This window comes from Janthinobacterium amylolyticum, from assembly GCF_051380655.1.
Classification (GTDB): domain Bacteria; phylum Pseudomonadota; class Gammaproteobacteria; order Burkholderiales; family Burkholderiaceae_D; genus Janthinobacterium.
Genome location: NZ_JBNYXL010000003.1, coordinates 427,909 through 441,120 on the forward strand (window position 1 = coordinate 427,909; position 13,212 = coordinate 441,120).

A 13,212-nucleotide genomic window follows, 5' to 3' on the forward strand; every position below is an offset into this window, starting at 1 on the left:
GTCAAGCATGCCGGGAGTCACGCTCCCGACGGTACCTGGATCAGTCCAGCTTCCAGGCGTAATCGACCTTGGTCCAGGTTTGCGCGGCAGCGCCATCCTTGGTGCCCGGCTTGAACTTGCATGCGGACAGCGCCTTGATGGCGGCCTTGTCCAGATTCTTGAAGCCGCTGCTCTTCTCGACTTTCGAATCGGCAACACTGCCGTCCGCATTGACCAGGAAGGACATCGACACGGTGCCCTGCTCTTCGTTCATCAGCGAGGCTTTAGGATAGTCGGCCTTGCAGTTCTTGGAATCGAACGACGCCGGCACTTCCGCCGCAAAGGCAGCGGACGAAACGGACACCAGCAAGGCTGCTGCAACACTCATAAAACGCTTATTCTCAAACATGTGCTTCCCCATGATTATCAGATACGGTAATTACAATTTCCAGGAATAGTGGACCGTGGTCCAGCTTTCCACTGCGCTGCCATCTTTGCTTCCCGCTACCACCTGGCAGCGGGCCGCCGCAATCACGGCCGCCTTGTCCAGATCGCGAAAGCCGGTACTTTTTTCGATTTTGACATCGACTACCTTGCCTTCCGCCGTCACCAGCACGGACAAGCGAATGTCGCCCTCTTCCTGGTTCAGGCGGGAACGCTCCGGATAGTCAGCCTTGCATTGTTCGACGTCAAATACGGCCGGCACCTCCGCCGCCAGCACGGCGCCGCTCGCGCAGCCCAGCAGTGCGGCGGCTACGATGGCCTGGCGACAGCAATGCCGGACGCTCAAAACTCTTCCCACTCGTCATTGCTGGTGCTGCTGGCAGCTGCCGCCTTGCGTGGCGCCGGGGCTGCCGGAGCGGCAGGCGCGGCCGCTTCGGTCTTGCGCGTCAGCGACTTCACCGGGCGCAATGCCGCGGCCGGCTTGCGCACGGCGACAGGTGCGGCGGCCACAGGCGCCGGGACATACGCCGCCGGTTTTTCTTCGCCTTCAACCAGCTTGAAGATGCTGACCACGTGGGCCAGTTCGGCCGCCTGGTCCTGCAGGCTTTGCGCCGCGGCGGCCGCTTGCTCCACCAGCGCCGCATTTTGCTGCGTCATGCCATCCATCTCGATGATCGACAGATTGACTTGCTCGATGCCGGCGCTTTGTTCCTGACTCGCACTGGCGATCTCGCTCATGATGTCGGTCACGCGGCGTACGCTGTCGACCACTTCGCCCATCGTCACGCCGGCCTGGCCGACCAGGCGCGTGCCGCGTTCCGTCTTCTCGGCCGAATCGTCGATGAGGATCTTGATTTCTTTCGCGGCGCCAGCCGAGCGCTGCGCCAGGTTGCGCACTTCCGACGCCACCACGGCAAAGCCGCGGCCCTGTTCGCCGGCGCGTGCCGCTTCCACGGCCGCGTTCAGCGCCAGGATGTTGGTCTGGAAAGCGATGCCATCGATCACGCCGATGATGTCGACAATCTTCTTCGCCGACTCGTTGATCGAGCTCATGGTATCGACCACTTGCGAGACCACGGAGCCGCCCTTCAGGGCCACGTCCGACGCGGTGGCGGCCAGCTTGTTGGCTTCCCGCGCATTGTCCGCATTCTGTTTCACGGTCGAGGTCAGTTCTTCCATGGCCGACGCGGTTTTTTCCAGCGCGCTGGCCTGCATTTCCGTACGCGACGACAGGTCGATATTGCCGTCGGCAATTTCACGCGACGCCGTGCCGATGGTTTCCGTACCGACGCGCACCTGGCCGACGATGCCCACCAGGCTGTTGCGCATTTCCTTCATTTCCGCCAGCAGGCTGGAATTGTCCGAAGGCTGCGTGTGGATGCCGATCGACAGATCGCCATTGGCGATGCTGCCGGCGATCGATGCCGTGTAGTCAGGCTCGCCGCCCAGCTGCTTCAGCAAGCCACGGGTGATCACCAGTGCCGCCGCCACGCCCATCGCCACGGCCAGTGCGCCGAGGATGATCATGAACAGGCGCGCGCTGTCGAAGGCCTTGCGGGCATCCGACTGCATCTGCTCGTTCAGCTTGTCTTCCAGCGTGGCCAGCTGCTCCAGTGCTTCCATCCATTTTTTCTGTACCGGGCGGATTTCCTTGATCATCACGCGCGTGGCGCCTTCCGCATCGTTGGCCATCCACAGGGCGGATGCCTTGGCGATGGCCGGCATGGCGGCGGCTTCGTATTCCTTGATCGAGGCCAGCAAGGCCTTTTCTTCAGGCGTCGACTCGATGGCGAATTTCTCTTCGAGCTTTTTCTGCGTGTCCTGGTAAGTGGCCGTCTGCGTCTTGATACGTGCCATTTCCGGCTCCATATCGCTCGCGTCCGTCATCAGGGTCAGGATGCGCAGCGAGGTGATGCGGTCGCTGACGTTGCCACGCATATCGATCACCAGGCGGGTGACGACGTTGTTGACGTTGATCACATGATCGAGACGTTCCTGGATTTGCGCCATGCGCGCGATGCCGAGGACGGTCACGGCCACCAGCAGAACCAGCACCAGGGCGAATCCCAGGCCCAGGCGGGTACCAACCTTCATTTTTGCTAAATTCATTTCGGCTCTTCGTAAATGAAACTATTGATAAGAATTTTGCCCGGCACGACAAGACGAAGGCTGCGTGACGCCGGTATCCGCCGCTGCTGACTGGTCAGCTGGTGGTATCCGGCCGCACGCAGCCCGAGGTACTTCCTGGTCTACGCAGCCCCGAAAACATCCGTGACTGCGAATGCAAATTTGTTCCACACGCTGAAGTTTTCACACCATTGATGGCTAGATCAACATCAAACATTCATATGAGAAATATTTGTCTATAATCAATTATAGGTGTAAATTTTGCCTCAAAGCAAGCAATAAGTGCCTGAATAAATTGCATATTAACTTTCTTCGGGGAAATGGCAACAAAGCCGTTTCTTGCCTTCTAGAAATGCCCCATGGCAGTGCAGGCGTGCGCCGAAACAGCGCATTTACAACACATGGCATAGCCATATGACATCGTTTTGGGAGAGGTGCTCAGAGGAAGGGGAAGTGCGACAATACCAGTGCGCAAGGGCACCAGTATAGACAAGTTGGATTAGCGGTCCCAGCTGCAACGCAGCACATAGGCGTGGTCGTCTGCGCCGAAGACAAAGATGCTCCAGATGGCACCCAATCGGCTGGCCAGGCTGCCCTGACCCGATGATACCAGTTGATACCAGCGCGGCTCGCTACCGAACAGTTCGGCCAGTTCAGCCTCGAAACCGTCATATAAACGCGCGTCGAGCGGCGCGCGGTCCGCCTCGCTCATCGGCAGCAGGCGCTCGAGCAGCCACTGGCGCGGCGTGCACAAGGCGCCGCTGCATGCCACGTTCTCGACCGGCTCCAAACGCATGCCGTCCGGTGCCAGCGTCAGCGCGCGGCACAGCGTGTCGAGCGCGGCCTGCGGCGCGACGGGCCCCAGATACTCGCACAGAAACAGGCTGCCATCATCCTTCAGTGCCGTGACGGCTTGCAGGTAGCCATGCAGCTGCTGCGCATGGGCGTGCACGTCGCCGCGCATCAGACCGGCAGCGACAGGCGCGCCGCCGCTTCCAGCAGCAAACGGGGGTCGCCCGAGGCCAGCTTCTTGGAATCGGACAAGGTCTGGCGGAAGCCGCGCGCGCCGGGCAGGTTTTGCATCAGGCCCAGCATGTGGCGCGTGACGCTGTTCAGTTTTAATCTGCCCGCTTCTTTTTCCAGCTGTGCGCTGATGTAGGGAATCATCGCTTCGAGCACCTGTTCACGCGTTTTGACCGGCGCGTCGTCGCCGTAGTAGCGCTGGTCGAACTGCGCCATCATATACGGATTGTGGTAAGCCTCGCGGCCCAGCATCACGCCATCGAGGTGCTGCAGATGCAGGTCGATTTCATCGAGCGTCTTGATGCCGCCATTGATGATGAACTCGAACTGGGGAAAGTCGCGCTTCAACCGATACGCGTAATCGTATTTCAGCGGCGGCACTTCGCGGTTTTCCTTCGGGCTCAGGCCTTTCAGGATGGCATTGCGCGCATGCACGATAAAGGTCTTGCAGCCGGCGTCGGCCACGGTGCCGACGAAATCGCGCACGAAGTCATACGACTCGCTGTCATCGATGCCGATGCGGTGTTTTACCGTGACATCGATGTCGACCACGTCGCGCATGGCTTTCACGCAGTCGGCCACCAGCTGCGGCTCAGCCATCAGGCAGGCGCCGAATGCGCCCTTCTGCACGCGCTCGGACGGGCAGCCGCAGTTCAGGTTGACTTCGTCATAGCCCCACTGCTGGCCCAGCCTGGCGCTGGTGGCCAGGTCCTTCGGATCGCTGCCGCCCAGTTGCAGGGCGACCGGGTGCTCTTCCTCGTTGAAGCGCAAATGGCGCTCCACGTCGCCGTACACCAGCGCGCCCGTCGTGACCATCTCGGTATAGAGCCAGGTGTGGCGCGTGATCTCGCGGTGGAACTTGCGGCAATGGCGGTCGGTCCAGTCCATCATGGGAGCGACGGAGAGGCGGCGGGAAGGCAAGGAAGAGGAAGTCATGGTGTCTACAAAAAAACAGGGGCTGCAAATGACAAACCCGCTGCGCGCCCCACCAGTGACGGTGACGCGGCGCAGCGGGCCGGAGGCAACATGGCCCGCAGGCCATGCGCTACAACATATTAAGAATCACGCGACGCTTTTTTACGCTCGTGCTCTTTCAGGAAACGCTTGCGCAGACGGATCGATTTTGGCGTGATTTCCACCAGTTCGTCGTCCTCGATGAACTCGACCGCGTATTCCAGGGACATCTGGATAGGTGGTACCAGGCGCACCGCTTCGTCGGTACCCGACGAACGCACGTTGGTCAGCTGCTTGCCCTTGATCGGGTTGACGACCAGGTCGTTGTCGCGCGAGTGGATACCGATGACCATGCCTTCGTACACTGGATCGTTGTGCGACACGAACATGCGGCCGCGATCTTGCAGTTTCCAGATAGCGTAAGCAACAGCGGCGCCGTCATCTTGCGAAATCAGCACGCCGTTACGACGGCCAGCCATTTCGCCACGGGTGTTGTCGACTGGTGCGTATTCGTGGAATACGTGGCTCATCAGGCCGGTACCACGGGTCAGGGTCATGAATTCGCCCTGGAAGCCGATCAGGCCACGCGCCGGGATCAGGTACTCGAGACGCACGCGGCCCTTGCCATCCGATTCCATGTTTTGCAGGTCGCCGCGACGACGGCCCAGTTCTTCCATGACGCCGCCCTGGTTGGCTTCTTCAACGTCAACCGACAGGTTTTCAAACGGCTCGTGGCGCACGCCATCGACCATCTTGAACACCACGCGTGGACGCGATACGGCCAGCTCGAAGCCTTCGCGGCGCATGTTTTCGATCAGAATCGTCAGGTGCAGCTCGCCGCGGCCCGATACTTCAAAGATCGTGTCGTCGTCGGTTGGTGCCACGCGCAGAGCAACGTTGGCTTTCAATTCTTTTTCCAGACGGTCGCGCAGTTGACGCGAGGTCACGAACTTGCCTTCGCGGCCAGCCAGTGGCGAGTTGTTGACCATGAAGTTCATGGTCAGGGTAGGCTCGTCGACGGTCAGCATCGGCAGCGCTTCAGGCGTGTCCAGTGCGCACAGGGTCGAACCGATGCCGATTTCATCGATACCGTTGATCAGGCAGATGTCGCCGGCGACGGCTTCGTCCACCAGCACGCGCTCCAGGCCCTTGAAGTTCAGCACCTGGTTGATGCGGGCCTTGGTTGGGGTAGCGCCTGGGCCATTGATGACCAGCACGTCCTGACCGACTTTGACGGTACCGCGGTTGACGCGGCCAATGCCGATCTTGCCCACGTACGACGAGTAGTCGAGCGAGGTGATTTGCATTTGCAGCGGGCCTTCCGGATTGTCGTCGCGCACTGGAACGTGTTCCAGGATGGCGTCAAACATCGGCTTCATGTCGCCGCCGCGCACGTCTTCGGTCAGGCCGGCATAGCCGTTCAGGCCCGAAGCGTAAACGATAGGGAAGTCCAGTTGCTCGTCGGTAGCGCCCAGCTTGTCGAACAGTTCGAACGTCTGGTTGATGGCCCAGTCCGGGCGCGCGCCTGGACGGTCGATCTTGTTGACGATGACGATAGGCTTCAGACCCAGTGCCAGCGCTTTGCGCGTGACGAAACGGGTTTGCGGCATCGGGCCTTCCTGTGCATCGATCAGCAGCAGGACGGAGTCAACCATCGACAGAACACGTTCCACTTCGCCGCCGAAGTCGGCGTGGCCTGGGGTGTCGACGATGTTGATGTGGGTGCCTTCGTACTCAACAGCGCAGTTCTTCGACAAAATCGTAATGCCGCGCTCCTTTTCCAGGTCGTTCGAGTCCATGACTCGGGTGTCGACCGCTTGGTTTTCACGGAAGGTGCCGGACTGGCGCAGCAGCTGATCCACCAGCGTGGTTTTGCCGTGGTCAACGTGGGCGATAATGGCGATATTACGAATTGCGCGTTTTGTATTTGACATGGTCGTAGTAGTTACTGAGAAACTGCGGTGTGCGTACAAGATGTACGAGATACCCGAATGCTAATCTATTTCCGGAACCGCGTAGTATAGCATGTTGCGTTGCAACGCTATCTAAAAATGCTGGCGGCTCCCGCAGTCGGGGACGGATTGTTTAAAAAAGCGACACTGTTTGAAGAGTATCGCTGAGTGATGACATTAAGATGACTTATGGCAACCCTGGCCAAAGCTGGGGACGGACCCTGAGGGTCCGACCCCGGTATTCGCTGCGGGCTTATTGATGTGCCGTGGCAATCAGCCTTTCCGGCGCCAGGATGCTGTATTCCTGCAACTGGCCCGTGCCCAGCAGCTTGGCGTCGTGATACACGCGCACCCTGCCCGGCTCGGCTGGCACGGCGACGTCTTCCTTGCCCAGCGCGATGCGCTGGCCATGCAGGAAACGCTTGGCCAATTCTTCCGTCAGCTGCACGGCAGGGAAACTCGACAGCAAGGCATCGACGGGGGCGAGCAAGCTCAACGGTTCGGCATGCGCCGTCAGCTCATCGAGGGTGACGACGCCATCCAGCGTCAGGCTGCCCACTTGCGTGCGGCGCAAGGCGTTCAGGTGCGCGCCACAGCCGAGGGCGTGGCCGATGTCTTCGCCCAGCACGCGGATATACGTGCCCTTGCTGCACATCACGGACAATTTCAGGAACGGGGCTTCGTAGCTCAAGAACTCCAGCTTGTGGATGGTCACCGGGCGCGCTTCGCGCTCCAGGGTGATGCCCGCCCTTGCATACTCATATAAGGGCTTGCCGTCTCTTTTCAAGGCCGAGTACATGGGCGGCGTCTGCAGGATCGGCCCGCGGAACCGCGCCAGCACGGCGTCGATCTGCTCTTGCGTGACGTTGACGTCGCGCGTTTCCAGCACTTCGCCCTCGGTATCGCCCGTATCCGTCGTCTGCCCCAGATGTACCAGGGTTTCGTAGGTTTTGTCCGCTTCCAGCAAATCCTGGGAAAATTTGGTGGCCTCGCCAAAGCACAGCGGCAGCAAGCCCGTGGCGAACGGGTCCAGGGTGCCCGTGTGGCCCGCTTTCTTGGCGTTCAGCACGCGCTTGGCCTTGATCAGCGCATCGTTGCTGGACCAGCCCACGGGCTTGTCCAGCAGCAGAACGCCGTCCACCAGGTCGCGCACCCGCTTGATGCCGGGCGGTTTCTTCGGACCGGCCACTGTTATTGCTCGTCCGCTTTGTCTGCAGGCTTTTCGTCCGGCTCGGCATCGGCCGCGCGCGTGGCGTTGGCCTTGTCGATCAGGAGCGACATTTCCATGCCGCGCGAGGTCGAGCTGTCATGCACGAAATGCAGCATCGGCAGGGTGTGGATGTGCAGGCGCTTGCCCAGCAGGCCACGGATGAAGCCGGCGGCGGCCATCAGGCCTTCGGTGGTGTTCTTGATGGCTTCCTTGCTGTCTTTCAACATCGTGAAAAACACCTTGGCGTGCGCGTAGTCGGGGGTAATCTGTACTTCGGTGATGGTGATCATCGTGCCGACGCGCGGGTCTTTCAATTCGTAGGCGATGATTTCAGCCAGATCGCGCTGGATCTGGTCCGCCACGCGCAAGCCGCGCGCTGGCATGGTTTTGCTATGTTTAGCCATGATAGTAAGTGCTGTCCTAAGTGCCGCAGGGCGCATGGGTCAAACGGTTGCCCGTTGACCAATGCGCCCCACGTGTTTGCGCGGACAACGATATGTCCGCGCCATTACTTCTGTGATTACAGGGTACGAGCGATTTCCTGAACTTCGAACACTTCCAGGGTGTCGCCAACCTGAATGTCGTTGTAGTTCTTCAGCGACAGGCCGCACTCCAGACCGGCGCGAACTTCTTTCGCATCGTCCTTGAAGCGTTTCAGGGAGTCGATCTCGCCGCTCCACACCACGATGTTGTTGCGCAACAGGCGGACGGAGGAAGCACGCTTGACCACGCCATCGGTGACCAGGCAACCGGCAATCGCGCCCACTTTCGAGACCAGGATAACCTGGCGGATCTCGACCTGGCCGATGACGGTTTCGCGTTTCTCTGGTGCCAACATGCCCGACAACGCCGATTTGATCTCGTCGATCGCATCGTAAATGATGTTGTAGTAGCGAATGTCCACGCCATTCGACTCGGCCAGCTTGCGTGCCTGGGCATCAGCACGGGCGTTAAAGCCGATGATGACCGCTTTCGAGGCGACTGCCAGGTTGACGTCCGATTCCGTGATACCACCGACGGCAGCGTGAACCACTTGTACGCGCACTTCGGAAGTCGAGAGTTTCTGCAAGGAACCCACCAGCGCTTCTTGCGAACCTTGCACGTCGGTCTTGATGATCAATGGCAAGTTTTTCACTTCGCCTTCGGCCATCTGGTCGAACATGTTTTCCAGCTTCGCGGCTTGCTGCTTCGCCAGTTTCACGTCACGGAACTTACCTTGACGGAACAGACCGATTTCACGCGCCTTGCGCTCGTCAGCCATGACGACGACTTCTTCACCGGCAACCGGCACTTCCGTCAGACCCTGGATTTCGACCGGGATCGAAGGACCCGCTTCAGCGATGGCTTTGCCGTTCTCGTCCAGCATGGCGCGCACGCGGCCATACGAAGAGCCCGCCAAGATCACGTCGCCGCGGCGCAAGGTACCGGACTGCACCAGGATCGTCGCGACAGGACCACGGCCCTTGTCCAGACGCGCCTCGACCACCAGGCCGCGCGCAGGTGCTTCCACCGGCGCCGTCAGTTCCAATACTTCGGCTTGCAACAGCACTTGTTCCAGCAGATCGTCGATACCCTGGCCCGTTTTAGCCGATACCGGCACGAATGGCGATTCGCCACCGTATTCTTCCGGCACGACTTGTTCGGCGACCAGTTCCTGCGTCACGCGGTCAACGTTGCCGCCTGGTTTGTCGACCTTGTTGATCGCCACCACCAGCGGTACGCCAGCTGCTTTCGCATGGGCAATCGCTTCTTTCGTTTGCGGCATCACGCCATCGTCGGCGGCAACCACCAGAATGACGATGTCGGTTGCCTTGGCGCCACGGGCACGCATGGCGGTAAACGCCTCGTGGCCCGGGGTGTCGAGGAAGGTGATCATGCCGCGTGGCGTATCGACGTGGTATGCGCCGATATGCTGCGTAATGCCGCCCGCTTCGCCCGACGCCACTTTGGCGCGGCGGATGTAATCGAGCAACGAGGTTTTACCATGGTCGACGTGACCCATGACGGTCACCACCGGTGCGCGTGGCTTGGTTTCGAAGTGCGCGTGTTCGCCCACGTCGGCCAGCAGCGCTTCCGGATCGTCCAGTTCGGCGGCGAACGCCTTGTGGCCCATTTCTTCCACCAGAATCATGGCGGTTTCCTGGTCCAGCACCTGGTTGATCGTGCACATCTGGCCCAATTTCATCAAATGCTTGATGACTTCGGATGCCTTGACGGACATCTTGTGCGCCAGTTCGGCCACGGTGATCGTTTCAGGTACGTGCACGTCCTTGACGACGGCTTCCGTCGGCGCCTGGAAGTTCGATTCACGGTCGTCATGGTGCGTCGGGCGACGGCCCTTCGCGCCACCGCGCCAGCTGTCACGGCCGCCTGGGCCGCTATTGCCGCGTGGCTTTGGACCACCGGTGGTGCCGCGTTTTTTCGCGTCATCGGACCAGGTGGACGACACATTCGCCGACTTGATGGATTTCTTATCTGCAACAGCAGGCTTCTTGTCACCCGGCTTGTCGCCTGGTTTCTTGTCAGCAGGCTTGTGCAGGGTGCCTTCCGGCGCCTTCGGCTTGACGGCAACCGGTACTGGCTCAGGGGCCTTGATGGCGCGGCGTGGCGCGTTCATCATGGCCTTGATCTGGGCCACTTCATCGGCAACAGCCTTGCGTGCGCGCTCGGTGGCTTCCGCTTTGTCAGCGGCTTCCTTGGCGGCAACAGCAGCGGCGGCGGCTTTTTTCTTCGCTTCTTCAGCGGCGGCAGCTTTTTTCGCTTCCGCGGCGGCGTCGTCAACGACAGGCGCGGCGGCGCTGGCGGCAGGCGCGGCGGCAGCCTTGGCGGCGGCTTTCTTCGCTTCCGCTTCAGCTTCTTTCTTCGCGGCCAGTTCAGCCTGTTGCGTGGCTTTCGCCTGGGCTTCTTTTTCCGCGTCGAGTTTGGCCAGACGTTCTTGCTTTTCGCGCAGATCGGCTTCCTGACGGGCGATCAGTTCTGCCTGTTTACGGGCATCTTCTTCACGGCGCGCCACTTCGGCGGGATCGATCACCGGCGCGGCAGGCGCGGCCGGTTCAGCTGCGACCGGCGCAGCTTCGTCACGCTGGACGAAGGTGCGTTTCTTGCGCACTTCCACCTGGATGGTGCGCGACTTGCCGGTGGCGTCAGCTTGCTTGATTTCAGTCGTTTCCTTGCGGGTCACGGTGATTTTTTTCTTTTCTGTGTCAGCCGCTGCGCCGTGTGTGCGGCGCAGATGATCCAAAAGCTTGTCCTTATCATCTTTCGACAATGGATCTGACGTCGAACTTTTCTCGACGCCGGCAGAACGCAGCTGCGTCAGCAGCAAATCTGCAGGCATCTTCAGTTCGGTGGCAAATTGGGCTACGTTGTTACTCGCCATTCAGTCCTCTTTTCTATGTGTCGCGGAGATGATAAAGATACTCAAATTAAGCCTTTGCGGATTCGGCCAGACTCCATGCCTTGGCTTGCAACGCCTTGGCACGATCGTCATATTTCGAGTCAACCAACTTCATCTCATCGTCGGTCACATCTTTAAATTCACTTGTAATCAGTTCACGCGCACGGTCCGCAGACAAGGCCAGGATTGCGCCAAATTCGTCGTATGCCAGTGCTGCAAATGCTTCTACGGTCTTGATACCAGCCAGACCCAGCTTGCCGGCGGTGATGCGGTCCATGCCTTCCAGATTCACCAACGCCTCGTCCATGCCTTCCAGACCCTCTTCCGAAGCGATCGCTTCGGTCACGAGCGCATCACGCGCACGGGTACGGAGTTCATTGACGGTATCTTCGTCAAACGATTCGATTTCCAGCATTTCGGAAATTGGCACGTAAGCGATTTCTTCCAGACTGGCGAAACCTTCTTCCACCAGAATATCAGCCACTTCCTGGTCGACATCGAGCTTTTCCATGAACAGGATGCGCACGGCAGCCGTTTCCTGGGCAGCTTTGTCAGCCGATTCTTCAGCCGTCATGATGTTGATCTTCCAGCCGGTCAGTTCCGAAGCCAGGCGCACGTTCTGGCCGGAGCGGCCGATCGCGATTGCCAGGTTTTCTTCATCGACCACGACATCCATGGCGTGCTTCTCTTCGTCGACCATGATCGACGACACGTTCGCCGGCGCCAGGGCGCCGATGACGAACTGCGCCGGATCTTCCGACCACAGCACGATGTCGACACGTTCGCCGCCCAGCTCGCCGGTCACAGCCTGCACGCGCGAACCGCGCATGCCGACGCAAGTACCGATCGGGTCGATGCGCTTGTCGGCCGTATAGACGGCGATCTTGGCGCGCACGCCGGCATCGCGGGCTGCGGATTTGATTTCCAGCATGCCTTGCTCGATTTCCGGCACTTCCAGCTCGAACAGCTTCATGATGAATTCCGGCGCGGTGCGCGACAGAATCACTTGCGGGCCGCGCATGTTGCGGTCGATGCGCAAGATGTAGGCACGCACACGGTCGCCGATACGCAGATTCTCTTTCGGGATCATCTGGTCGCGTGGCAGACGTGCTTCGATCTTGCCCGACTCGACGATGGCGTCGCCGCGTTCCATGCGCTTGATGGTGCCGGTGACGAGCGAATCGCCGCGTTCCAGGAAGTCCACCAGGATCTGTTCACGCTCGGCGTCACGCACGCGCTGCAGGACAACCTGTTTGGTGTCTTGCGCAAAGCGGCGGCCGAATTCGACGGATTCAATCGGCTCTTCGATGTGGTCATCGACTTCGATATCGGGAATCTGTTCTTTGGCCTCGAAATGCAGGATCTCCTGATCCGGCAGTTGCAGACCTGCTTCATCGGGCACCACGTGCCAGCGGCGGAACGATTCAAATTCGCCCGTTTCGCGGTCGATCGAAACGCGGATGTCTACCTCACCCTCATACCGTTTCTTCGTGGCTTGCGCCAACGCGAATTCGAGGGCGCCGAAGACGACATCTTTATCGACGTTTTTTTCGCGCGCCAGCGCGTCAACCAATAATAAAACTTCGCGGCTCATGCTTTGCGTCCCTTAAAAACCACCTGCGGCACCAAGCGTGCCTTATCCACGTCGGCGAGCGTAAACTCCAACATCGCCGGACCATCCTTACCTTCAAATTCCAACGACAATTTATCGCCCACGGGTTCTTGCAGAATCCCCTGGAACGATTTCCGGTTGTTCGTACCCGGCATCGCCACCATCAGCTTGACGATGATTTCCTGGCCTGCGAAACGGACAAAGTCTTCCAGCTTGCGCACCGGACGATCCAGACCCGGGGAAGAAATCTCGAGACGTTCGTAAGGAACGTTCTCTACCGTCAACACATGCGATAACTGGTGACTGACCGTGGCACAGTCTTCGACCGTGATCGGACCTTTTTCAGCGGCATCGGCGGCGCTGAAATCAATAAAGACGCGCAGCAGTCCGCGCTCGGCACGTTCGACATCAACGAGCTCATAGCCCAGACCAGTGACTGTCTTTTCAATTAATCCCAACTGCTGCAAGAAATTCTCCAGAAATAAGGCCCGCTTTCAGCATCGCGGCACTGAAA

The 13,212-nt window shown here is 59.7% G+C and carries 11 protein-coding genes; all 11 read right to left on the reverse strand.

Translation table 11 applies throughout. The features are described from left to right. Positions 1-40 precede the first annotated feature (40 nt). Positions 41-367 (reverse strand): energy transducer TonB, encoded by a 327-nt coding sequence (locus ACQ4WR_RS08495; RefSeq protein WP_102292571.1) that lies wholly within the window; start codon positions 365-367, stop codon positions 41-43. A 51-nt stretch (positions 368-418) separates the two neighbouring features. After that, the gene (locus ACQ4WR_RS08500) at positions 419-769 is read right to left on the reverse strand and encodes an energy transducer TonB (protein WP_258002761.1); all 351 of its coding nucleotides are present in this window, start codon (positions 767-769) and stop codon (positions 419-421) included. After that, entirely contained in the window at positions 766-2,532 is a 1,767-nt protein-coding gene (locus ACQ4WR_RS08505) for a methyl-accepting chemotaxis protein (protein ID WP_436486605.1), read from the reverse strand. Before ACQ4WR_RS08505 ends, ACQ4WR_RS08500 begins: the two co-directional genes overlap by 4 nt. A 517-nt stretch (positions 2,533-3,049) precedes the next feature. Next, entirely contained in the window at positions 3,050-3,514 is a 465-nt protein-coding gene (locus tag ACQ4WR_RS08510; RefSeq protein ID WP_436486607.1) for a hypothetical protein, read from the reverse strand. Then, positions 3,514-4,509 (reverse strand): tRNA dihydrouridine(20/20a) synthase DusA, encoded by a 996-nt coding sequence (gene dusA / locus ACQ4WR_RS08515; protein WP_436486609.1) that lies wholly within the window; start codon positions 4,507-4,509, stop codon positions 3,514-3,516. The genes ACQ4WR_RS08510 and dusA overlap by 1 nt, the downstream gene beginning before the upstream one ends. A 119-nt stretch (positions 4,510-4,628) precedes the next feature. Next, on the reverse strand, positions 4,629-6,461 hold the full coding sequence (gene typA, locus ACQ4WR_RS08520) for a translational GTPase TypA (RefSeq protein WP_102292518.1): 1,833 nt from the start codon (positions 6,459-6,461) through the stop codon (positions 4,629-4,631). 271 nt (positions 6,462-6,732) lie between these two features. Continuing rightward, positions 6,733-7,668 carry a tRNA pseudouridine(55) synthase TruB gene (gene truB / locus ACQ4WR_RS08525; protein WP_436486611.1) on the reverse strand — a complete coding sequence of 312 codons (936 nt, stop codon included), beginning with the start codon at positions 7,666-7,668 and terminating at the stop codon, positions 6,733-6,735. Between the two features lie 2 nt (positions 7,669-7,670). After that, positions 7,671-8,093, reverse strand: coding sequence for a 30S ribosome-binding factor RbfA (rbfA, locus tag ACQ4WR_RS08530; protein WP_102292516.1), 423 nt, complete (start codon positions 8,091-8,093; stop codon positions 7,671-7,673). Between the two features lie 116 nt (positions 8,094-8,209). Then, positions 8,210-11,068, reverse strand: coding sequence for a translation initiation factor IF-2 (gene infB, locus ACQ4WR_RS08535; protein ID WP_102292515.1), 2,859 nt, complete (start codon positions 11,066-11,068; stop codon positions 8,210-8,212). Between the two features lie 46 nt (positions 11,069-11,114). Then, entirely contained in the window at positions 11,115-12,680 is a 1,566-nt protein-coding gene (gene nusA, locus ACQ4WR_RS08540; protein WP_092798205.1) for a transcription termination factor NusA, read from the reverse strand. After that, a complete protein-coding gene (gene rimP / locus ACQ4WR_RS08545) occupies positions 12,677-13,165 on the reverse strand; it encodes a ribosome maturation factor RimP (RefSeq protein WP_035828693.1) in 489 nt (162 codons plus the stop codon). The genes nusA and rimP overlap by 4 nt, the downstream gene beginning before the upstream one ends. Positions 13,166-13,212 lie beyond the last annotated feature (47 nt).

What these genes read in the sequence shown, in the direction of transcription:
- ACQ4WR_RS08495 (WP_102292571.1), bottom strand. Translation starts at nt 367, where the DNA reads ATGAGTGTTGCAGCAGCCTTGCTGGTGTCCGTTTCGTCCGCTGCCTTT.
- ACQ4WR_RS08505 (WP_436486605.1), bottom strand. Translation starts at nt 2,532, where the DNA reads ATGAATTTAGCAAAAATGAAGGTTGGTACCCGCCTGGGCCTGGGATTC.
- ACQ4WR_RS08510 (WP_436486607.1), bottom strand. Translation starts at nt 3,514, where the DNA reads ATGCGCGGCGACGTGCACGCCCATGCGCAGCAGCTGCATGGCTACCTG.
- dusA (WP_436486609.1), bottom strand. Translation starts at nt 4,509, where the DNA reads ATGACTTCCTCTTCCTTGCCTTCCCGCCGCCTCTCCGTCGCTCCCATG.
- typA (WP_102292518.1), bottom strand. Translation starts at nt 6,461, where the DNA reads ATGTCAAATACAAAACGCGCAATTCGTAATATCGCCATTATCGCCCAC.
- rbfA (WP_102292516.1), bottom strand. Translation starts at nt 8,093, where the DNA reads ATGGCTAAACATAGCAAAACCATGCCAGCGCGCGGCTTGCGCGTGGCG.
- infB (WP_102292515.1), bottom strand. Translation starts at nt 11,068, where the DNA reads ATGGCGAGTAACAACGTAGCCCAATTTGCCACCGAACTGAAGATGCCT.
- nusA (WP_092798205.1), bottom strand. Translation starts at nt 12,680, where the DNA reads ATGAGCCGCGAAGTTTTATTATTGGTTGACGCGCTGGCGCGCGAAAAA.